This window comes from Sphingopyxis jiangsuensis, from assembly GCF_016734905.1.
Classification (GTDB): Bacteria; Pseudomonadota; Alphaproteobacteria; order Sphingomonadales; family Sphingomonadaceae; genus Sphingopyxis; species Sphingopyxis jiangsuensis.
The window spans coordinates 290,105-312,474 of record NZ_JAERPO010000001.1 but is presented as its reverse complement, the minus strand read 5'-3'; the positions used below and the strand labels follow the sequence as shown (position 1 = coordinate 312,474).

Here is a 22,370-nt window from a genome sequence, read left to right as displayed (position 1 = left end):
GCGCCGCGCGTTGGCAAGCGGCAACAGTCATAGCGCCCGTGCCTTTTCGGAAGCGCTTGCAATTATTGCGGCCGCGCTTGTCGCTGCGACGCCGCGCCGCGCCAGATGGTCGAGCACCACGTCCCACCAACGATAGAAAAGCGTGAGATCGGCCGCGCTGCGGACATAGGGGGTGTTGCCCGGTTGCAGCGAGGGCGAATGAAAAGAGAAATTGAGCACCGGCAGCGCATGATCGATCGCGATATCGATCGCGCGGCATGCGCGTTCGGCGGGAATGCCCTCGGGCGTCAGCGCGATGCGTTCGACCAGCCCGAGCCGCGCCAATAACGCTGCGCCCACAGTGAATCTGCTGCGCTCCAGACGGTGATAGAATCGTGCTCCCTTGTCCCCGAGCAATCCGCTGAACAGCGTCGTGACGGGCACTTCGAGGATCGGCCCGGCATCGGTCACGGTCCACCAGGGCTGCAGCGGCGCCTGGCGATAGTCCGGCCCGTGGCCGCTGCGATAATCGAAGCCCGACCGGACGGACGTGTCGCACCGAAAGCCCAGTTCGGCAAGCAATCGGGCAGTCTGCGCGCCGAGGCCATAACGTCCGGCGCGGTACACGGTGGGCGCCACCGAAAAGCGACCGGCAATCGCATCGCGGAGTGCCGTCAGCTTGGCACGTTGGAGCGCCAACGGCAGATTTCCCGTATAGCTGTTATGCGCATTGACCTCTTCGTCGTGCGGCGGATTGACCCAAGGGTGCAATTGCGCCCCGATGTCGCAAGCGCCGGTCTGCTGCGCCGGCCCCAGAATATCGACCGCCCGCTGGTCCTGCACGATGGGCCAATCGACAAGATAGATCGGCCTGACACCCGCTGCCCCGAAGAAGCGCTGACATTCCGCAAGTGCGGGCACCGAATCCAGACGGAAACCGGTCCGCGAGAACGGCGCGGCCCAGTCGAAATCCTCTTCGGTGTCGATGGTGACCCAGAATAGCGGCTTCTCGTCCGCTTGCAGACGGATGAGGTCGGTAGCGGGCGGAATTGCGCTCAGATCGCCGGCTTGCTGCACGCCTACCCCTTTTCCGGCACCCGGCTCTCTTCGCCGCGCTGGAGATCCAGTCCCGCTTCGCCTTCTGCGTTGGCCGAGGGCAGAAACAAGGTCAAGGCGTTATGCTCGATATCGAGCCGTCCTCCGACCCCACGCGCGAGACTGTCGACAAGCCGCAGCGAGAATCCGAGGCTTAGGATAGCGGCGCCCGGCGCCTCCCCTTCGGGGCTGAAACCCGGATCGAGAAGATCGGATGCCGTTGCGAAACGGATCGTCGAAGGCCGCACGACGCGCAATTGCAGCATATCGTCCGGAAGCGGCTCGCAAACGAGCTGACCGACTACCATCGATCCCGCTTGCGACACATCGACGAGCGCGGTCAACAGGCGCCCGATCATGCGGCGCGCGCCGGCATCGTCAGCACGGACACGGAATGGACCGCCGACCCGCGAGACGTTGAGATCGACGCGGCTATCGGACAACAGGGGTTCCAGATCGGCTTCGACGTGACGGAGCAGCGCATCGATGTCGACGATCTCGCCGGGCGTTGTATTGTCGCCAGGACCGCCGGACTGTGCCGCGGTCTGCAAATCGTCGATGATGGCCTGGACTGCCGCCGCATCGCTTATGATCGATTCGGCCATTGCTCGATAGGACTGGTTGACCGGTCCGAACATCTGCCCTGCGATAATCTGCGCAAATCCTGAAATGGCGTTGAGCGGGCTGCGCAGCTCGTGGATCAGCTGGCGGATCGAATCGCCCGCCTCGTCGGCGGCACCGCGTCCATAAGGCGTCTCGTTGCGATAGGGGCGCCGCGCATTGCCGCGGTATCCGCAAAATTGCCCGGTGGCCGGATCGAACCAGGGCAGAGCCGAAAAACGCCATTCGCCTGAATCGGCAGGCATCCCTTCGAGAATCATGCGGGCGTTCACCATCTCCGCACGCTGCCGAAAGGCGCCCGCTGCGACCCCATCGACGCCCGGCTCGCCGCCATAAGCGGCCTCCGCAATCGACAGGCCGATCGCCGCGCCGCGCGTGATGCCATCGACCCAGCAAATGATGCCATCGGGGCCGGTCTCGAAAACAAAGGCCGAACGCAAATCCTGTGCCGCGCTGGGCTGGGCTCGCGATGCCTGAAACTTGTCGATCCGCCGTACCAGTTCGCTGATCTGGCTATGGCCAGTATCGGGCGCTGGCGCCGCCGCACCGGCCAACACCGGAACGACCTCCGGTGCAGCCACCGGTTGCGGCAACGCCACCGAAGCGGCCCCGAGCGCGACGAGCGCACGGCGCACGCCTTCCGGAAGGTCCTTGCGCCCGGCCAATACCGACCGGGCCATCGGCCCTGTCGAAGGAAGTAATGCCAGCCAGTCGGCCTCCGCCAGCTTCGCATGACGGAGCATCGTTGCCGAAACGGCCGGGACGTCGTTGGCGTAGAAAGCAACGAGCGGCGCAAAGCGGCCCCGCTGCGCCACCGCTTCCGCACAATCGCGCCGCACCCGTTCGGGCACCTTTGCCCGCAGCACGGCAAGCGCGCGAAGGCTGCGATGAATATCTTGGTCCGACAGTTGATTGCCGCGCTGTGCCAGAATATCGGTGAGTTGCCGCCACGCCGCGATCCCGGCGCGCTCGTCCTCAGGCGTCTGGCGCAAGATCGTTGCAATCATCGAGTCAGCAGTCACGAGAGGTCGGCTCCAAACCCGTCATATTGGTTAGCAGTCGATTACCGGCTAGCGTGAATCCCGCTGTCATGAAAGTGCCTTAACTTGTCACGTCACATTGTGGGACAATTGCAATCAGCTGAAATATTATTATGGTCACCGCAGATTTGGAAAGCGGATGTTTCAATGATGGCAAGCCAGAAATTTGATCAGATCGACCTGCAGATATTGAGCGAACTGCAGAAAAATGGCCGAATGACCAATGTCGAACTGGCACAAATGGTCGGTTTGACGGCCCCACCCTGCCTGCGACGCGTCCGCGCGCTGGAAGAATCGGGTGTCATTCGGTCGTACCACGCCGACCTCGACGCAGCGAAACTCGGCTATGGAATCACCGTCTTTGCGATGGTCAGCCTGCGCAGTCAGGCCGAATCCGACCTGAAGGCGTTCGAAGATTATGTCGGGCAGCTGCCCGAGGTCCGCGAATGTTACATGCTGAACGGCGAAATCGACTTTTTGCTCAAGGTCGTCGCGCGCGATTTGCAGAGCTTCCAGTCATTCCTGACCGCCCAGCTCACCTCGGCTCCGAACGTTACAAGCGTCAAGACATCGCTAACCATCCGGACCGCAAAGCAGCTGGCGGGAATTCCCGTAGAAGGTTAACGCCGTGGCGAACTAGCGAAAACGGCGCCGCCCCTGTTCCGGGACGGCGCCGTTTTTCTTGCCTTCTGCGCCAATCAGCTGCCCGTCGCGGGCGCGGCTGCGACCGAAGTGGCTGCCTTGGTCTTGGCATGGATCGACCACAGTTGCGCCAACCGGGCGCGATTGCCCTGCACTTTGCTCAGCGTGGCAACCGCCGCATCGCTCCGTCCCGCGAGAGCCTGAGCGACGCCAAGGCGATACTGCGTCAGCGGATCGGCGCCCGCGTTCAGGGCAGCTTCGTAAAGCGGGATCGCCTTTGCATAGTCACCGTTCCCCACCAGCGCGTCGGCCGTGGCACGCGCCGTTTTGGGATTGGCGAGCGTTGCCGGTTTCGTCGCGTCAGCGGCGAGCGCCGCAGCATCGGATTGCGCGCGTGGCCCCTGCGATTCCAGGATATTTCCAAAGAACTGGTCGTTCCGCGGAATCACGCCCGCCGACTGTCCGGAACGCACCACGGCAACGACCTCGCCCGGGAAGCCGGCTTCGGTCGCCAGCGACGCATATTCGCTATACTCGGGGCGCTCGGTCATTGCGCCCGCCGCGCGCATCAGACGGAGGATGTCGAGGTTCATGTCCTTGTTTCCGCCCGCCTGTTGCAGCAGAATGTAGAGCGTGTTGCGCCATATCGCCGGGTTCGGATGGTCCTGAACGCGCATCGTCAGCGCATCGAGCAAATCTTCGGTGCGGTTGGCCTTCTGAAATGCCTGCGCCGGTCGCACATACAGATCTTCCGGCGGAACATGTCCCGCCGCGCGATGCGCCTCGATTTCGGCCTTGGCTATCGTCCAGCCCTGATCGACTTGTCCGGCGTTGAGATAGCTGTCCATCAAAATGACGTTCAGGCCGCTTTCCGTCGAGCCCGCAGCCTTTGCAGCCTCCAGACGCTGGATCGCCTTGGCGTAATCCTTTGCGCTATAGGCAAAACGGCCCGAAAAGAAGTTGTAGATCCCCGCCTGCTCGGCCGGCGTCAGACCGGAATCGAGCATCGTGTCCAGGCCCTGCGCCTGGAGCGCCTGGTCCTTGTTCAAAATGCCCAACTGAAGTTTGTAGAAGGCGAGCCAATAGCGATCCTCGTTCGTCGAAGCCGACGTTTCGCCTTCACCAATTGCCGCTTGCAGTGCTGCGGCATCCTTGTCTCCGACGGCCGTGCCCATTTTCTTGGCGGCCGGGGCGAATCCCTTGCTGACCGCAATAGTCGTGCCCTTCCCGGCTTCTTCTTTCTTCGGTTTTTCACGGGCAGCGGCCGGCGTCGCGGTCGTCATCAGCGCGCAGCCGAGCACGGCGACCATAGCCGTTGCGGGCATCGAGCGGAATCGGTTGAACATTGAAATCTCTCCTCTGAATCTGCAGCCCGCCCGGTCGCACGGGGGCCCGGCAGCGCTTCGTCAACGCGGCTAAACCCCAAGCGTTGCGAAGGCAAGTCAATGGGCGTTGGTTTTGCTTTAGAGGGCGGCGGCTGAACGGCGATTGAACCCGCGCGAACGCGCGCGACCGGCAGGGTGGGTCAGTCGATCGACTCGACCAAGGCATTGATCTCCCGCAACACTACGGGGTCGCCCGGTACGCCGGACATCGCCTCTTCGGCTAGTTGGATCAGGGGAATGATACCAAAGGTGGCCGACAGGCTTTTCAGGCGTTCGGCGGCGACAAGCCAGTTGGCATCGCACCGCGCCCTTCGCATCAGGTCGGCGAGCTCGCGTGCACTTTCGATAAAGGCGACGCGCAGGTCGCGCGACATTGCGGGGTCATCGCCCACCGCGGCGCTCAGATAACGATCGAGTGGGCCACTATCGAACGACATTCCGCAGTATTGACCGTCCCGAGTTAAGTTTCCGTTTCATGAGAGCCATTTGATGCTAATATGGCAGGATGACGGGGGAAAAGAAGATCGTCGGATTGTGGCGGGAAACCGCGACAAAGTCGGAAACCAGCGGTGACGCGGTCGAGCAAGCGGCCACGGCCGAAGCCCTGCCTGCAGCCGGAAGCCCTATGCCCGAAACGCTCCCCGAACCCGTCGCCGAGGACGGCGCCGAACGCGACTGGCTCGATATGACTGCGCTCGAAACGACCGACGGGGAGGACGTCGAGAACGATACCCCCGGCGGAATCGCACGAATCATTCCCGCGCTATTGCTGCTTGCTGCCGCAGCGTGGACGGGCTTTGCCGTCTATGTGGCGACCGAAGGTTTCGCGCGTGCGCCGACGCTCGGCGAATGGCCGCCTCTCGTTGCGACAATCGCCATGCCGCTTGCACTCGTGCTTCTTCTCTGGATGGCTATCCTGCGATCGGGCAAGTCCGAGCAGGCGCGTTTTGCACGTGTCGCAGCGCAGCTTCGGGCGGAAAATGTCGCGCTCAACTCGTCGATGGCGGCGCTCGGTCGCAATCTTGCCGAAGCCCGCGCCCAACTGGCCGAACAGGCGCGCAGCGTCGAAGAACTTGGTGCCGGAACGATTGCCCGGATGAACGAAAGCGGCGACAAGCTCGTTACCAACGCCTCGGTCATTGCGAACGCCTATGACCAACTGTCGAGCGCGGGGGATATGGCGACGCAGCGGATGGACGGCCTGCTTGCTGGCCTTCCGAAGATCGACTCGGTGGTGCAGCGGCTCGCGACAAACTTCCGCGAGGCGGGACTCGCCGCGCATCAGCAGGGTGCGGCGCTCGAGGCGCAACTTGCCGCGCTCTCCGAAGCCGCGGGTCATTCAGCACAGACGAGCGAAAGCTCGGCGACAGCCTTGCGCGAGACGATCGCGACCCTGAAGAGCGAGTCGCTGGATACATGCGCCAGCCTGACCGCCGCTTCGAAGGATATGACCTCCGCGCACGAGGCCGCGGTCGCACGGTTGAACGAATCGTCGGCCGCCGCCCGCGACTATGTCGCGACGACAGCCGCGTCGATGGAGACGCAGATCGCCGACATCCTGCAACAGCTCCGCGAGGGTGTGCAGTCGGCGTCCGACCACCTCGGCGAGCGCTTGGAAACCGCGCGCGAAGCGGGCGAGGCAATTGGCGCTCAGATTACCGCGCATGGCGACGCCGGCGAGGCGCTGGCGCAACGCATGGCCGAACATGCTGGTCGGGTCGAAGAGGATCTTGAGAAGTTGAACGCCAGTGTGATGGCGAGCACCGGTGTTATTGGTCGCTCCATCGACGACACCAAGGGGCAGCTCGCGGCATTTATGGAGCAGGTCCAGGGTGGCAATGCGTCGGCGCACGAGTTGATAACGCACGCCGAATCGCTGCTGCTTGCGCTCGATGCTGTGACGCGCGAACTCGACGAATCGCTTCCGCGCGCGCTCGACCGCATGGCAGGGCACGGGCGCACGACCCAATCGACGCTCGCGCAGATGAAGCCGATGCTCGAGGAATCGGAAATGGTGGCGCAGTCGACGCTGTCACACGTCAATGCCGTCAAATCGGCGCTAGCAGCCACGGAATCGCAAATGACCGGGCAGGCGGAAAAACAGGAAAAGCTTGCAAGCAGCATGGCATCTGCGCTTGCCGATGCCGAGGCGGCCCTGGAAAAATTGCAGAGCGGCGCCGACGCCTTTGCAAACGAAGGCGGCGCCCAGATGATTGCGACGCTGGAGCAGGTTCGCACGACTGCCGAATCCGCTGCGAACGATGCACGCAGAACAATCGAGAAGCTGCTCTCCGAAGCTCAGGACAGGCTGCAAGCTTCGGCGACCGATGCCATCGACGCTTCGTTCAAGACGCAGGTCATGGATCAGCTCGGCGCCATCGAGGAAGCGTCGCGCCGCGCGGTCGACGCAGCAGATGACGCCGCGAACCGCCTGACGCAGCAGCTCCAGACCATTCTCGATACGAGTGCAAGCGTCGAACAGCGCGCGCGTGAAGCCGATCAGGCGCTCGCCGCAACCGATCACGACACGCTTGCCAAACAAGCGGGTTTGCTCACCGAAGCGCTGAAATCGACGGCGATCGACATCACGAAAATCCTGTCGAGCGAAGTCAGCGATGCAGCGTGGGACGCTTATCTCAAGGGTGATCGCGGCGTGTTCGCGCGGCGAGCGGTCAAGCTCATCGAAGCGGGCGAGGCGAAGGAAATCCTGCGCACCTATCAGAACGATGACGGCTTCCACGCGGCGGTGAACCAGTTCGTCCACGATTTCGAAGCGATGCTCCGCATGCTGATCGGCGCCCGCGACGGATCGGCTATCAGCGTGACCCTGTTGTCGTCGGACATCGGGAAGCTCTACGTCGCTCTGGCGCAGGCGATTGACCGGCTGCGGGGCTGATCAGTTCCGTCCGCTGAGCCGGTTCGGGTCCGCCCATCCGTTCACATAAGCCAGATAATATAGCAGGAAAGCGACCGTCGCGACGATGGTCATTTGCACCAGGATGCGACCGGGGCGAATATTCGCCGGCGCTCCCGGCTCCTGACCCTTTACCAGCGGGACGTCGTTGTCGGCGGCCTTGCGCCCGTGAAACGGGAGCACGAAAAAGGCGCTGAACGCCCAGAACAGCAGATAGATGGCGAGCGCCGAGGTCCATTTCATCGGTCAGATATCCACGATCAGTACGTCGACGATCGGCTTTTTGCCGGTCCAGTCGGTTGCGACGCGACGCACGCCGAGACGGATCGCCTCCTTCAACGCATCGCGGTCGCGCGCTGGGCCGGTCGCGGCTTGCTCGGCAGCCTCGTTCAACTCCTCGATAAACGTGTCGCGATCGTCCTCGACCGGCACGCCGCGATATTGGATCGCGCTATCAACAAAACGTCCGCCGGACAGCACGACGGCAACCGACATCTGGCCGTTCAGTGCGAGCTTGCGGCGTTCGCCCATCGTTTCGCCATCGGCAGGGAGGATAACGTCGCCGTCGAGGATGAGGCGCCCCGACCGCACGCGCTCGACGATTTGCGCTGGTCCCGGCGCCAACCGGCAAAGGTCGCCATTCTCCTGCACCAGCGCGCCCGCCACGCCCTTTTCGAGCGCGAAACGCGCCTGTTCGTGCATGTGGCGTATTTCGCCATGCACGGGGACGACCAGCTTTGGCCGCAACCAGCCGTAGAGCGCGGCGAGTTCGGGTTGGCCGGGGTGGCCGCTGACATGGATATGGGCCTGCTTTTCGGTCACGGTCAGCACGTCCTTCGACGCCAGCTGGTTCATGATGCGGCCGATCGCAACCTCGTTGCCCGGAATCTGCTTGGACGAAAAGACGACCGTATCGCCGGCCTCGAGCTTGATCTGATGATTGTCGCTCGCCATGCGCGCAAGTGCTGCGCGCGGTTCGCCCTGTCCGCCCGTTGCGATCACCATCACCTTGTCGCGCGGCAGGCGCATCGCCTCGTCGAAATCGACCGTCGGCGGAAAATCTATGAGATAACCGACCGAGCGCGCCACACCGATGATGCGGTCGAGCGAGCGCCCCGCGACACAGAGCTGACGCCCCGTCGCACGTGCCACTTCGCCCAGCGTGTGCAGCCGTGCGGCGTTGGAAGCAAAGGTGGTGACGACCACCCTGCCCTTTGCCGCCCCAACCGCCTCGATCAGCCCATCGCGCACCCCGCCCTCGCTTCCCGACGCTTCGGGGTTGAAGGCGTTGGTCGAATCGCAGACGAGGAAATCGACGCCCTCGTCGCCGATCGCCGTCAGTGTTGCCGCCGTTGCAGGGGCGCCCAGAATCGGTTCCTCGTCGAGCTTCCAGTCGCCGGTGTGAAAAACGCGGCCATAGGGCGTGTCGATCACCACCGCGCTCATCTCGAGGATCGAGTGGGCGAGCGGAACCATGCGAATATCGAACGGGCCGAGCTGGAATTCTGCGTCGATGTCGACCGTTCGGATCTCGATCTCCTTCTCCATCCCTTCTTCGGCGAGCTTGTGCGCGATCAGCCCCGCCGTGAAACGGTTGGCATAAAGTGGCACGCCGAGGTCAGCGGCGAGATACGGCAAGGCGCCGATATGGTCCTCATGCCCGTGTGTGAGCACGATACCGAGCAAATCCGCCTTGCGGTCCTCGATGAACTCCAGGTCGGGCATCACGATGTCGATGCCCGGATAATCCTGGCTGCCAAAGGTCACGCCGAGGTCGAGCATGATCCATTTGCCGTCGCAGCCATAAAGATTGGCGTTCATCCCAATCTCGCCGGACCCGCCGAGCGCGAGGAATAGCAGTTCCTTGCCAGGAGATGTCATTTCTGTCCGTTCTGTTTTGCGTATAGGTGCATGAGGCCGTTCAGCGTCAGGTCGGGTTCGATCCGGTCGAACAGATGCGCCTGTTCCTGAAACAAGGTGGCGAGGCCGCCAGTCGCGATGACGGTCATAGGTTTGCGCACTTCGACTTTCATCCGCGCGATGAGTCCTTCAATCATCGCGACATAGCCCCAATAGACGCCGATCAGCATCTGGCTTTCGGTCGTGCGGCCGATAACGCTGGGGTTCGCGGGTGCCTCGATTGCGATGCGCGGGAGTTTGGCGGCGGCGGCGACCAGCGCCTCCAACGAGAGATTGACCCCCGGCGCGATGATGCCGCCGAGATAGGCGCCGTCGGGGCCGATATGGTCGAAAGTCGTCGCGGTGCCGAAACTGATGACGAGCTTGTCCTTGCCCGGTTCAACCGCCTGCGCCGAGATCGCATTGACCGCGCGGTCGGCGCCGACGGCTTGCGGTTCGTCGACCTTGAGCGCGATCCCCCAGCCGACCGGGCCGCGCCCTGCGACAAGCGCCTCGACCCCGAAATATTTGTGCGCGAGCAACTGCAGATTGTGCAGTGCGCGCGGCACCACCGTCGAGATAATCACCGCATCGACATCGCCGCGCGCGTGGCCCTCGATCCGCATCAGTTGGTCAAGCCACACCATATATTCGTCGGCGGTGCGCCGGTCGTCGGTCGCAATTCGCCAGCGCGCGAGCAGATCGCTCCCGCGGAACAGCGCGAATTTGGCGTTGGTGTTGCCGACGTCGATCGCAAGCAGCACGTTACTTCCCCTCCTCGGGCGCGCGTCGCAGTTCGACGTCGCCTGCATGGATCAGCATGGCCGTCCCGTCGCGGCGGCGCAAGCGAAGCGCACCGTCGAGCGCAAGTCCGTCGAACGTGCCGTCGACCCCCTGCTCCGACACATGGAGCGGCGTCCCGACCGGGTGCGCCTGCGGCAGCCATGCGGCGATAATGCCGCCAATGCCTTCGTGACGCCATGTCCAGAGTGCATCGGTCATCGCGACCGCCAGCGCCTCCGCGAAACGGTCGCGGTCGACCACTGCGCCCCGGTCCGCCAACGCCGCCGTGGGTCGGTCAGGAAGCTCGGGCGCGGCGACCAGATTTACGCCGATGCCGATCACGATGCTGTCGCCAGCGCGCTCCATCAATATGCCGGCGCATTTCGCGCCGTCGACGAACATGTCGTTCGGCCATTTGAGCATAGCGCCGAGCCCCGGCGCCAGCGCCGCCACTGCCTTGGCAAGCGCGACGCCCGCGACGAGCGAGAGCGTTGCGGGAGATGGATCGCCGCTCTTCAGATGGACGACGGTCGAGCCCATGAAATTGCCCTGCCCGTCGTTCCACGCACGGCCGAGACGCCCGCGACCCGCCGTCTGGCGGTCTGCGACGAGCCAATGCCCTTCGCCGACATGCTCGCCACCGGCCAGCCGCGCGAGCAGGTCGGCGTTGGTCGAACCCGTCTGCTGGGTCCGCTCGATCGGCGGGATCAGAACAGCACCGCTGCGGCGCTCGCAGATGCGACGGCGAGCACCGGAATGAAGAGATAGCCGACGACCGAGAGCCACAGCGCGCTGGCGGTGACGATCGCACCCTCGACCGCGCTTCCGCCGCCTGTGACCTCGACATCCGACGCATCGTCGAAATACATCGTCTTGATGACCGCGATATAATAGAAAGCGCCGATTACCGAGGCGACGATGCCCGCAACCGCTAGCGGAACGAGGTTCGCATTTACCGCGGCCTCGAACACCAGATATTTCGGCCAGAAGCCAAAGAGCGGTGGGATGCCCGCGAGGCTGAGCAGGAAGACCGACAGCGCGGCCGCGAGCCCCGGACGGCGCTGAGACAGGCCGGCGAGTGCCGGAATGCTCTCGACCTGGTTGCCTGCGGCGTCGCGCAGCTGGAGCACGACGAGGAAGGAGCCGATCGTCGTCACCACATAAACGAGCAAATAGGTCAGCACCGCCTCGACCCCCGCCTGCGTCCCCGCGGCAAGGCCGATGAGGATGAAGCCGACATTGTTGATCGACGAATAGGCAAGCAGCCGCTTGATATTCTTCTGCCCGATCGCACCCACTGCGCCGAGGATGATCGACGCAAGCGCGAGGAAAATGACGATCTGCTGCCACGCGCCGATGGCCGGCCCCATCGCGTCGACAACGACGCGCGTCATCAGCGCCATCGCCGCGACCTTCGGCGCGCTCGCGAAGAAGGTCGTGACCGGCGTCGGTGCGCCTTCGTAGACGTCGGGCGTCCACATATGGAACGGCACCGCGCTGATCTTGAAGCCGAGGCCCGCGAGCATGAAGACGATGCCGAAGACGAGCCCGATATTCATCTCGCCGCCCATGCGCAGCGCAATCGCAGCGAAATCGGTTGTACCTGAAAAGCCGTAGATCAGCGAAATGCCATAGAGCAGCATCCCCGACGCGAGCGCGCCGAGCACGAAATATTTAAGGCCAGCCTCGCTTGACCGTTCGTCGGTGCGCATGAAGCTGGCGAGCACATAGGCGGCAAGGCTGTTGAGTTCGAGCCCGATATAGAGCGTCATCAAATCGCGCGCCGATGCCATGATTCCCATGCCGAGCGCGGCGAAGAGGATCAGCACCGGATATTCGGCGCGCATCCCGCCGGTAAAAAAGCGCGGCGCGATCAGGATGCAGACAAAGCTCGCGGCATAGATGAGCAGCTTGGCGAAGCCGCCGAAGCCGTCGACTGCGAGCGTACCCGAAAAGACCGACGCCTCGACGCCGAACAGTGCGACGACCGCAAACGCGGCGGCACCGAGCGTGAGCATTGCCGCAAGCTGGTAAAGGCCGACCTGCCGGTCGCCCGCGAACGTGCCGAGGAGCAGCGTGATCAGCCCGCCGATCGTCAGGATCAGCTCGGGCCAGATGAGGGCGAGATCGGCGCTCATTGCACGCCTCCCGCATGATGCGCGCTGCCATGGGCGTCACCTGCCGGCTTGGGTTTTCCCGCAGCAAGCTGCGCATCGCCCGCGGGCTTGGCCGGGGCAAGGCGCGCGACCACCGTGGTCACGTCGCCGCGCATCGGTGCAAGGAAACTTTCGGGATAAACGCCCATCCACAGCACCGCTGCGGCGAGCGGCGCCATGATCGCCCATTCGCGCGGATTGAGATCGGGCATGGCCTTCACATCGTCCTTGGTGAGTTCGCCGAATACGACACGGCGATAGAGATAAAGCATATAAGCGGCACCGAGGATGATGCCGGTCGTGCAGACGAAGGCGACCCAGCTCGACGCTTCGTAAATGCCCGCGAGGCTCAGGAATTCGCCGACGAACCCGCTCGTCCCCGGAAGGCCGATCGACGCCATGGTGAACAGCATGAAGAAGAGCGCATAGGCGGGCATATTGACCGCGAGCCCGCCGTAACGATCGATCTCGCGCGTGTGGAGCCGGTCGTAGATGACGCCGACGCAGAAGAAGAGCGCCGCCGACACGACACCGTGGCTGAGCATGATGATCAGCGCGCCCTCGATACCCTGCTGGTTGAAGGCAAAGAGGCCGGCGGTGACGATCGCCATATGTGCGACCGACGAGTAAGCGATCAGCTTCTTCATATCGTTCTGCGCGAGCGCGACGAGGCTGGTGTAGACGACCGCGATCATCGACAGCGCAAAGACGATCCACATCAACTGCGCCGACGCATCGGGAAACATCGGCATCATGAAACGAATGAAGCCATAGGCGCCGAGTTTGAGCAGAACGCCCGCCAGGATCATCGAACCCGCGGTCGGCGCCTGGACGTGCGCATCGGGAAGCCACGTGTGGACCGGCCACATCGGCATCTTGACCGCAAGGCTGGCGAAGAAGGCCAGCCACAGCCACGTCTGCATCTCGACCGGGAAGTCGTAATTGAGCAGCGTCGGAATGTCGGTCGTCCCGGCCTCCGCGATCATCGCGATCATCGCGATCAGCATCAACACCGATCCGAGCAGCGTGTAGAGGAAGAATTTGAACGCCGCATATTTGCGGTTCGCGCCGCCCCATATGCCGATGATGAAATACATCGGAATGAGGCCGGCCTCGAAGAAGATGTAAAAGAGCAGCAGGTCCTGCGCCATGAAGACGCCGATCATGACGACCTCCATGATCAGGAACATTGCCATGTAAAGGCCGACGCGGCTCTTGATCGCATCCCAGCTGGCGAGGATGCACAGCGGCATCAGGAAGACACTGAGCATGATGAGCATCAGTGCCATGCCGTCGATACCGAGCGCCCATTGGAAGCGGCCGAACAGGTCGGCGCGCTCGACGAACTGCCACTGCGCGCCGCCGATGTCGAACTGCGCCCACAGCACACAGCCGAGCGCGAAATCGGCGAGCGTCGCCGCGAGCGCGATCAGCCGCGCATTGCGGTCGCCCGCGAACAGGCAGGCGACGGCGGCGACCGCCGGAATCGCCAGCATCAGCGAAAGGATACCCACGCCGCCGCTCACAGGAAATTCACCATGGCCCAGCTGGCGAGGCCGACAAGCCCAAGCAGCATCACAAACGCATATCCATAAACATAACCCGATTGCAGCCGGACCGCGAGCCGGGTCCCCCCTTGGACGAGCGCCGCAACGCCATCGGGACCGAAGCGGTCGATGGTGCCTTCGTCCCCGCGCTTCCAGAAGAAGCGGCCGATCGCAAAGGCGGGCCTTACGAACAGGACGTTATAGAGCTCGTCGAAATACCATTTGTTGAACAGGAAGGCATGCAGCAGCTTGAACTGCGCCACGAACTTCGCGGGAAGCGTCGTGTTGCGGATATAGCTGTTCCACGCGAGGAAGAGGCCGAGCGCCATCACCGCGAACGGTGTCCATTTGACCCAGGTCGGAACCTCGTGCGCGAGATGCATCAGCTCGGCGTCATAGGCGAGCATGCTGCCCTCCCAAAAGGCCAGTCCCTGCTCGGGATAGATGAACTGATATTTGAACGCATAACCGGCAAACACCGCGCCGACCGAGAGCAGGCCGAGCGGAATGAGCATCGTCCACGGGCTCTCGTGGGGGTGATAACCCGCCGTGCCTTCGTGCGCGTCGGCGGCATGCGCATGCATCACATCGTGCCCGGCATGTTCGTCCGCCGGATGGTCGTGATGATCGCCGTGCACCGCGTGCTGAATATGTTCGCTCGCGGCCCAGCGCGGCTGGCCGTGGAAGGTCAGGAAAACGAGGCGCCATGAATAGAAGCTCGTGAGCAGCGCGGCGAAAATGCCGACCCAGAAGGCGATCACGCCGCCGCCGCCCGCGGCAAAGGCCGCCTCGAGGATGCCGTCCTTCGAATGGAAACCGGCGAAGCCCGCGACACCCGCGATGCCAACGCCGGTGATCGCCAGCGTCCCCATCATCATCGCCCAATAGGTGAGCGGGATATGTTTCCGCAGCGCGCCATAATAGCGCATGTCCTGCTCGTGGTGCATCGCATGGATGACCGACCCGGCGCCGAGGAACAGAAGCGCCTTGAAGAAGGCGTGGGTGAACAGGTGGAACATCGCCGCGCCATAGGCGCCGACGCCCGCGGCAAAGAACATGTAGCCGAGCTGCGAACAGGTCGAATAGGCGATGACGCGCTTGATGTCCCACTGCGTCGTGCCGACGGTCGCGGCGAACAGGCAGGTCGCAGCGCCCACGAACGTCACGACGCCGAGTGCGACTTCGCTCGTTTCGAACATCGGCGACAGGCGGCACACCATGAAGACGCCCGCGGTGACCATCGTCGCGGCGTGGATCAGCGCCGACACCGGGGTCGGGCCCTCCATCGCGTCGGGAAGCCAGGTGTGGAGGCCAAGCTGCGCCGACTTGCCCATCGCGCCAATGAACAGCAGCAGGCAGAGGATCGTCATCGTGTCGAGCCGCATGCCGAGGAAGGTGATGCTGCTGCCCGCCATGCCGGGTGCGGCGTCGAGGATCGCGGGGATCGACACGGTGCCGAACACCAGGAAGGTGCCGAAAATGCCGAGCATGAAGCCAAGGTCGCCGACACGGTTGACGACGAACGCCTTGATCGCCGCGGCGTTTGCGCTCGGTTTCTTGTACCAGAAACCGATGAGCAAATAGGAGGCAAGGCCCACGCCTTCCCAGCCGAAGAACATCTGGACAAGGTTGTTCGCGGTCACGAGCATCAGCATCGCGAAGGTGAAGAGCGAGAGATAGGCGAAGAAGCGCGGCTGGTCCGGGTCTTCCTCCATATAGCCCCAGCTATAGAGGTGGACGAGCGCCGACACCGTCGTGATCACGACGAGCATCACCGCGGTCAGCGCATCGACGCGCAGCTCCCAGTCGAACTGGAGCGCGCCCGACGACACCCATTGCATGACCGGCACGACGCTCGCCTCGCCCGTGCCCATGACAAAGGAGAGGAAGATCGGCCAGCTGAGCGCGCAGCTTGCGAACAGCGCACCCGTGGTAATCAGCTTTGACGCGAACGGACCAATGGCGCGCTGGCCGAGCCCTGCGACGAGTGCCGCGAGCAGCGGCAGGAATACGATCGCCTGGATCACCGGCTTACCCCTTCATCCGGTTGGCATCGTCGACGGCAATGGTGCCGCGGCCGCGGAAATAGATAACAAGGATTGCGAGCCCGATCGCCGCCTCGCCCGCGGCGACGGTCAGCACGAACATCGCGAACACCTGCCCGACGAGATCGCCGAGCGCGGCGCTGAATGCGACGAGGTTGATGTTCACCGCGAGCAGGATCAGCTCGATCGCCATCAAGATGACGATGATATTCTTGCGGTTGATGAAGATGCCGAGCACGCCGAGCGTGAACAGCACCGCCGAAACGGCGAGATAGTGGCCGACCGAAATCATGCCTGAACTCCATTTCCGTTCGTGTCGAGCGAAGTCGAGACACCGTGAAGGCGCGCACGAACGATGGGCATCTCGACTGCGCTCGATGCAAACGGGTTAGGGATATGCGACGAAATCACAGTTCAACCCCCTGCCCGGTGCCCGGATCGACGAGGCGCGTTGCGTCCTCGGGACGACGGCGCACCTGCTGCGCGACATTCTGTGCGCGCACCCCGCCGCGCTGGCGATGCGTCAGCACGATAGCGCCGATCATCGCGACGAGCAGGACGATACCCGCCGCCTCGAACAGGAAGATGTAGCGCGTGTAGAGCAATTCGCCGATCTGCTGGATATTGCTGGTGTCGGACACGACCGGCGCAGTCCGCGCGGCAAGGTCGACCCCGCCCGCGCTCCACGCGCCGACCGCGAAGACCAGCTCGGCCGCGAGGATGATGGCGACAAGCGTCCCGAGCGGAAGATAGCGGACAAAACCCGCGCGCAGTTCGGCGAAATCGATGTCGAGCATCATCACGACGAACAGGAACAACACCGCGACCGCACCGACATAGACGATGACGAGCAGCATCGCGATGAACTCGGCGCCCGCGAGCAGCATCAGCCCCGCCGCGTTGAAGAAGGCGAGGATCAGCCACATCACGCTGTGGACGGGGTTGCGCGCGAAAATCACCATTGCGGCGGACGCAATGACGATGGTTGCGAAGAGATAGAAGGCGATAAGCTGGATCATGTGCGCGCGCCCTTACCGATAGGGCGCGTCGGCGGCAAGATTCGCCGCGATCGCGCGTTCCCATTTGTCGCCATTTGCGAGCAGCTTGGCCTTGTCATAGAGCAGCTCTTCGCGCGTTTCGGTCGCGAATTCGAAGTTCGGCCCCTCGACGATCGCATCGACCGGGCACGCTTCCTGGCAGAAGCCGCAATAGATGCACTTGGTCATGTCGATGTCGTAACGCGTGGTACGGCGCGAACCATCGTCGCGCGGCTCGGCCTCGATCGTGATCGCCTGCGCAGGGCACACCGCCTCGCACAGCTTGCACGCAATGCAGCGTTCCTCGCCGTTCGGATAGCGACGCAGCGCATGTTCGCCGCGGAACCGCGGGCTCAGCGGGTTCTTCTCGAACGGATAGTTGATCGTCGCCTTCGGCTTGAAGAAATATTTGAGCGTGAGCGCGTGCGCCTTCACAAACTCCCACAAGGTGAAGCTTTTAACGAGATGACCTACGTAACTCATGAATACCTCGTCAGCATCAGCCAGCCGGAAATCAGGAACACCCAGATCAGCGAAATCGGCAGGAAGATTTTCCAGCCCAGCCGCATCAGCTGGTCATAACGGTAGCGCGGAACGGTCGCCTTGACCCAGCTGAAGACGAAGAAGAAGAACAGGATCTTCGCGAACAGCCAGACGATGCCCGGAACGGAGTAGAGCGGTGCCCAGTCGATCGGCGGCAGCCAGCCGCCCCAGAACAGGATGGCGTTGAGCGTCGCCATCAACAGCACATTGGCATATTCGCCGAGCCAGAAGAGCGCGAAGCTCATCGACGAATATTCGGTCTGATAGCCCGCGACGAGTTCGCTCTCGGCCTCGGTCAGGTCGAACGGCGCGCGCGCGGTTTCGGCGAGCGCCGAGATGAGGAACATCACCGCGAGCGGGAACATCAGCAGGTTGAAACCGAAGGCGTTGACGATGCCGAGCCCGTGGCCCTGCTGCGCCTTGATGATCTCGTTCAGGTTGAAGCTGTCGGCATAGAGCACGACGCCAATCAGGATGAAGCCGATCGACACTTCATAGCTGATCATCTGCGCCGAGGCGCGCAGTGCGGAAAAGAAAGGATATTTCGAGTTCGACGCCCAGCCCGACAGGATCACACCATAGACGCCGAGCGACGAGATCGCGAGGATGTAGAGCAGCCCGACATTGATGTCGGCGAGCACCGCGCCCGAATTGAACGGGATCACCGCCCACGCGAGGAGCGCGACGGTGAAAGTGATGATCGGTGCGATCAGGAACAGCCCGCGGTTGGCGCCCGACGGAATGATCGTTTCCTGCAGGAATACCTTGAGCCCGTCGGCGAAACTCTGCAGCAGACCGAAGGGACCGACGACGTTCGGCCCGCGGCGCAGGGCGATTGCCGCCCAGATCTTGCGGTCGGCATAGATAATCATCGCCACGGCGAGCATCAGCGGCAGCGCGATGAGCAAGATGCCCGCGACGGTCGCGACGCCCCACGCCCAGTTGGGGTCCATGCCCCACGAGATGAAGGTTTCGGTCACAGCACCCACCCCTTGTCGTCATGCCGGACTTGATCCGGCATCCATGGACCCCGGATCAAGTCCGGGGTGACGAAGCTATTGAATGCGCGGCTCATTCCGCCGCCTCCGCAAAATCCGCACCGTGCAAAATCTCTTCCGAGCAGCGTTGCATCGTCGGCGACGCGCGGCAGATGGCGTTGGTGAGGTAGAAATCCTTGATCGGCGACGGGATCGCGCGTGCCTCGGGCTTCGCGGGCAGCTTGGGCACCGTCCAACCATAGTCGGCAAGGCCCTCGACGCCGAGCGCGGGCACCGCCGCGATCATCGCCGCGCGGCATTCGTCGAAGCTGTCGAACCCGACGCTGACGCCGAATGTATCGGCAAGCGCGCGGAAAATGCTCCAGTCCTCGCGCGCGTCGCCCGGCGCGAACACCGCTTTCTCGCTGCGCTGGACGCGGCCCTCGGTGCTGACCGTGGTGAAATCCTTTTCAGTCCATGCCGCAGCGGGCAGGATGACATCGGCGGCGTGCGCGCCCTTGTCGCCATGATGGCCGACATAGACTTTGAACGTCTTGTCAAAGGCCGCAAAATCGACCTCGTCGGCGCCAAGGAAGAAGGCAAGCTTGGGTTTGGCCGCGATCACATCCTTGATCCCGCCGGCCAGGCCGTAGCCGAGCATCAACGATCCCATCCGCGCGGCCGAGAAGTGGACGACGTTGAAGCCGTTCCAGCCGTCCTTGACCGCATTCACCGCCTTGGCAAGCGCGAGGCCCGCGCCGTGGACGCCCGGCACCGACAGCGCGCCGCCGCCGAACACCAGCATCGGCCGCTCGGCGCCCTTCAGCGCCTCGGTCACATGCGCCGGCAACTTCGCGACGAGCGCCGCGTCATTGCCGAGCCATTCAGCGCGATAAGTCAGATCGCATTCGCCGCCGATGGCAAAGACCTTCGCGCCCTTCTTGTACACTGCCTTGCGGATACGCGTGTTGATCAGCGGCGCTTCCCAACGCAAATTCGTACCGACAAGCAGGATCACGTCGGCGTTTTCGGCCTCGGCAATCGTCGTGTTGAAATTGACCGCCGACAGGCTGCTGACGTCATAATCGAGCCCCGTCTGACGCCCTTCGAGCAGATTGCCGCCGAGTGCGTTCACCAGCGCCTTGGCGGCAAACATCGTCTCGCAATCGACGAGGTCGCCGGCGATCGCCGCGACCGACGATCCGGCCTTCACCGCCTTGATCGCATCGAACGCTTCGGTCCAGGTCGCCTCGACCAGCTTGCCGCCTTTGCGCACATAAGGGCGGTCGAGACGGCGGCGCACCAGCCCGTCGACGTGGTGGCGCGTCTTGTCGCTCGCCCATTCCTCGTTCACATCGTCGTTGATGCGCGGCAGCACCCGCAGCACCTGCCGCCCGCGGCTGTCGATGCGGACATTGGTGCCAACCGCGTCCATCATGTCGATACCGAGCGTCTTCGTCAGCTCCCACGGCCGCGCCTCGAACGCATAGGGCTTGCTGGTCAGCGCGCCGACCGGGCAGAGGTCGACGACATTGCCGCTGAGTTCGCTCTGGATCGCATGTTCGAGGTAGGTGGTGATCTGCATATTCTCGCCGCGTCCGATCGCGCCGATATCCTCGACCCCCGCGACTTCCTCGGCAAAACGGACGCACCGCGTGCACTGGATGCAGCGCGTCATCACCGTCTTGACGATCGGCCCCATATATTTCTCGGTGACCGCGCGCTTGTTTTCTTCATAACGCGTCGCGCCGCGGCCATAGGCGATGCTCTGGTCCTGCAAATCGCACTCGCCGCCCTGATCGCAGATCGGGCAGTCGAGCGGGTGGTTGATGAGCAGGAACTCCATCACCCCTTCGCGCGCCTTCTTCACCATCGGGCTGTCGGTCTTGATCACCTGCCCCTCGGCGGTCGGCAGCGCACATGACGCCTGCGGCTTCGGCGGTCCGGGCGACACTTCGACGAGGCACATGCGGCAATTGCCGGCGATGCTGAGGCGTTCATGATAGCAAAAGCGCGGAATTTCCTTCCCCGCCATCTCGCACGCCTGCAGCACGGTCGCGCCCTGCGGAACGTCGAGTTCTACGCCATCTACGGTAACTTTAGGCATTAGCGGATCGCCTCAATTTTGTCGTGGCTATAGAGGCCGTTGATGCGCCTCCGCTTTCCGTCAAGGTCCATAATCTCGCTTTGCATACGGACCATGTAACCCTTGCCGACGTACTGCATGACTTCATCTAAAGTGGCGCAGGAGATTTCGGCCGAGACGACGTTTGGCCCTTTGGAGACCTTGTACGCGCCTTTCTTCTTGTAGGCTGCGAGGCGGACCGGAATACGTTTCCCGTCGCGAGTGACGCAAACGTGATCTTTTTCAATTGCCTTAATCATTCCGCCGCCTCCAGCGCGCCGCCATTCTCGCGGATGCGGCGTTCGATTTCAGGGCGGAAATGCTTGATCAGGCCCTGGATCGGCCACGCCGCGGCGTCGCCGAGCGCGCAGATGGTGTGGCCTTCGACCTGCTTCGTCACGTCGAACAACGTGTCGATTTCCTCGATGGCGGCGTCGCCGGTGCGCAGCCGCTCCATCACGCGCCACATCCAGCCAGTGCCCTCGCGGCACGGCGTGCACTGGCCGCAGCTTTCATGCTTGTAGAAATAGCTGATGCGGCTGATCGCCTGAACGACGTCCGTCGACTTGTCCATCACGATCGCGGCCGCGGTGCCGAGGCCCGATCCGACGGCCTTCAGCCCGTCGAAGTCCATCGGGCAGTCCATGATCTCAGCTGCGGGAACCAGCGGGACCGACGATCCGCCGGGGATGACAGCGAGCAGATTGTCCCAGCCGCCGCGAATGCCGCCGCAATGCTTGTCGATCAGCTCGCGGAAGGGAATGCTCATTTCCTCTTCGACGACGCACGGCTTGTTCACATGGCCCGAAATCTGGAAGAGCTTGGTGCCCTTGTTATTCTCGCGCCCGAAGCTCGCGAACCACGCCGCGCTGCGCCGCAAAATCGTCGGGACGACCGCAATGCTTTCGACATTGTTCACCGTGGTCGGGCAGCCATAGAGTCCCGCGCCCGCCGGGAACGGCGGTTTCAGCCGCGGCTGGCCCTTTTTGCCCTCGAGGCTCTCGATCATCGCGGTTTCTTCGCCGCAGATGTAAGCGCCGGCGCCGCGGTGGACGAAGACGTCGAAATCATACCCCGACTTCGCCGCATTCTTGCCGAGCAGCCCGGCGTCATACGCCTCCTGCACCGCCGCGAACAATGTCTCCGCCTCGCGGATGAACTCGCCGCGGATATAGATGTATGCGGCGCGGGCGCGCATCGCGAAACCCGCGATCAAAGCACCTTCGATCAGCTTGTGCGGATCGTGGCGGATGATCTCGCGGTCTTTGCAGCTTCCGGGCTCGGATTCGTCGGCGTTGATGACGAGGAAGCTCGGGCGGTCGGCGCGCGGCTCCTTCGGCATGAAGCTCCACTTGAGCCCTGTCGGAAAACCCGCGCCGCCGCGGCCGCGCAGGCCCGACGCCTTGATCTCCTCGATGATCGCGTCCTGGCCGCGCTTCATCAGGTCCTTGGTGTCGTCCCAATCGCCGCGCGCCTGCGCAGCCTTCAGATTCCATGGCTGGAACCCATAGACGTTGGTGAAGATGCGATCCTTGTCGGCGAGGCTCATGCGCCTTCCCCTACATCGTCACCCCGGACGTGA

Annotated in this window: 20 protein-coding genes; 2 read left to right on the top strand and 18 right to left on the bottom strand. The window is 63.3% G+C overall.

Annotated features, from left to right (window positions below; all coding sequences use genetic code 11):
• Positions 1-27: 27 nt before the first annotated feature.
• Together JI743_RS01550 and JI743_RS01545 are read right to left on the bottom strand one after the other, a co-directional pair.
• A complete protein-coding gene (locus JI743_RS01550; RefSeq protein WP_201925253.1) occupies positions 28-1,056 on the bottom strand; it encodes a polysaccharide deacetylase family protein in 1,029 nt (342 codons plus the stop codon).
• A 2-nt stretch (positions 1,057-1,058) separates the two neighbouring features.
• On the bottom strand, positions 1,059-2,687 hold the full coding sequence (locus JI743_RS01545; RefSeq protein ID WP_236659658.1) for a histidine kinase dimerization/phospho-acceptor domain-containing protein: 1,629 nt from the start codon (positions 2,685-2,687) through the stop codon (positions 1,059-1,061).
• Between the two features lie 198 nt (positions 2,688-2,885).
• Between JI743_RS01545 and JI743_RS01540 the strand changes: the two genes are divergently transcribed.
• Complete coding sequence (locus JI743_RS01540; protein ID WP_201925249.1) at positions 2,886-3,359, top strand: Lrp/AsnC family transcriptional regulator; 474 nt, start codon at positions 2,886-2,888, stop codon at positions 3,357-3,359.
• Positions 3,360-3,433: 74 nt separating this feature from the next.
• On the opposite strand, the gene JI743_RS01535 is transcribed toward JI743_RS01540, so the two are convergent.
• Positions 3,434-4,723, bottom strand: a complete 1,290-nt coding sequence (locus tag JI743_RS01535; protein ID WP_201925247.1) for a tetratricopeptide repeat protein — start codon at positions 4,721-4,723, stop codon at positions 3,434-3,436.
• Between the two features lie 179 nt (positions 4,724-4,902).
• Positions 4,903-5,136 carry an Hpt domain-containing protein gene (locus tag JI743_RS01530; RefSeq protein ID WP_314817348.1) on the bottom strand — a complete coding sequence of 78 codons (234 nt, stop codon included), beginning with the start codon at positions 5,134-5,136 and terminating at the stop codon, positions 4,903-4,905.
• 131 nt (positions 5,137-5,267) lie between these two features.
• Between JI743_RS01530 and JI743_RS01525 the strand changes: the two genes are divergently transcribed.
• The gene (locus JI743_RS01525; RefSeq protein WP_201925244.1) at positions 5,268-7,658 is read left to right on the top strand and encodes a coiled-coil domain-containing protein; all 2,391 of its coding nucleotides are present in this window, start codon (positions 5,268-5,270) and stop codon (positions 7,656-7,658) included.
• Here JI743_RS01525 and JI743_RS01520 read toward each other — a convergent pair whose 3' ends face one another.
• The 14 genes from JI743_RS01520 to nuoF all read right to left on the bottom strand — a co-directional run bounded on the left by JI743_RS01520 (position 7,659) and on the right by nuoF (position 22,337).
• On the bottom strand, positions 7,659-7,919 hold the full coding sequence (locus tag JI743_RS01520) for a DUF1467 family protein (protein ID WP_201925241.1): 261 nt from the start codon (positions 7,917-7,919) through the stop codon (positions 7,659-7,661).
• Positions 7,920-7,922: 3 nt separating this feature from the next.
• Entirely contained in the window at positions 7,923-9,557 is a 1,635-nt protein-coding gene (locus JI743_RS01515) for a ribonuclease J (protein ID WP_201925239.1), read from the bottom strand.
• Entirely contained in the window at positions 9,554-10,339 is a 786-nt protein-coding gene (locus JI743_RS01510; protein WP_201925237.1) for a type III pantothenate kinase, read from the bottom strand. Before JI743_RS01510 ends, JI743_RS01515 begins: the two co-directional genes overlap by 4 nt.
• 1 nt (position 10,340) lies before the next feature.
• Positions 10,341-11,144, bottom strand: a complete 804-nt coding sequence (locus tag JI743_RS01505; RefSeq protein WP_201925235.1) for a biotin--[acetyl-CoA-carboxylase] ligase — start codon at positions 11,142-11,144, stop codon at positions 10,341-10,343.
• Positions 11,066-12,496: an NADH-quinone oxidoreductase subunit NuoN gene (nuoN, locus tag JI743_RS01500; protein WP_201925232.1), complete on the bottom strand. Its 1,431-nt coding sequence runs from the start codon at positions 12,494-12,496 to the stop codon at positions 11,066-11,068. The genes JI743_RS01505 and nuoN overlap by 79 nt, the downstream gene beginning before the upstream one ends.
• On the bottom strand, positions 12,493-14,028 hold the full coding sequence (locus JI743_RS01495; protein WP_330901885.1) for an NADH-quinone oxidoreductase subunit M: 1,536 nt from the start codon (positions 14,026-14,028) through the stop codon (positions 12,493-12,495). Before JI743_RS01495 ends, nuoN begins: the two co-directional genes overlap by 4 nt.
• An 8-nt stretch (positions 14,029-14,036) precedes the next feature.
• Positions 14,037-16,088 (bottom strand): NADH-quinone oxidoreductase subunit L, encoded by a 2,052-nt coding sequence (gene nuoL, locus JI743_RS01490; RefSeq protein ID WP_201925230.1) that lies wholly within the window; start codon positions 16,086-16,088, stop codon positions 14,037-14,039.
• A gap of 4 nt (positions 16,089-16,092) precedes the next feature.
• Complete coding sequence (nuoK, locus tag JI743_RS01485; protein ID WP_053554267.1) at positions 16,093-16,398, bottom strand: NADH-quinone oxidoreductase subunit NuoK; 306 nt, start codon at positions 16,396-16,398, stop codon at positions 16,093-16,095.
• 115 nt (positions 16,399-16,513) lie between these two features.
• Complete coding sequence (locus JI743_RS01480; protein WP_201925228.1) at positions 16,514-17,125, bottom strand: NADH-quinone oxidoreductase subunit J; 612 nt, start codon at positions 17,123-17,125, stop codon at positions 16,514-16,516.
• Between the two features lie 12 nt (positions 17,126-17,137).
• A complete protein-coding gene (nuoI, locus tag JI743_RS01475; protein ID WP_201925226.1) occupies positions 17,138-17,626 on the bottom strand; it encodes an NADH-quinone oxidoreductase subunit NuoI in 489 nt (162 codons plus the stop codon).
• Entirely contained in the window at positions 17,623-18,666 is a 1,044-nt protein-coding gene (gene nuoH, locus JI743_RS01470; protein ID WP_201925224.1) for an NADH-quinone oxidoreductase subunit NuoH, read from the bottom strand. Before nuoH ends, nuoI begins: the two co-directional genes overlap by 4 nt.
• 91 nt (positions 18,667-18,757) lie before the next feature.
• The gene (gene nuoG / locus JI743_RS01465) at positions 18,758-20,770 is read right to left on the bottom strand and encodes an NADH-quinone oxidoreductase subunit NuoG (RefSeq protein WP_201925222.1); all 2,013 of its coding nucleotides are present in this window, start codon (positions 20,768-20,770) and stop codon (positions 18,758-18,760) included.
• Entirely contained in the window at positions 20,770-21,048 is a 279-nt protein-coding gene (locus JI743_RS01460; protein ID WP_201925220.1) for a hypothetical protein, read from the bottom strand. The genes nuoG and JI743_RS01460 overlap by 1 nt, the downstream gene beginning before the upstream one ends.
• Entirely contained in the window at positions 21,045-22,337 is a 1,293-nt protein-coding gene (gene nuoF, locus JI743_RS01455; RefSeq protein ID WP_201925218.1) for an NADH-quinone oxidoreductase subunit NuoF, read from the bottom strand. The genes JI743_RS01460 and nuoF overlap by 4 nt, the downstream gene beginning before the upstream one ends.
• Between the last annotated feature and the right edge of the window lie 33 nt (positions 22,338-22,370).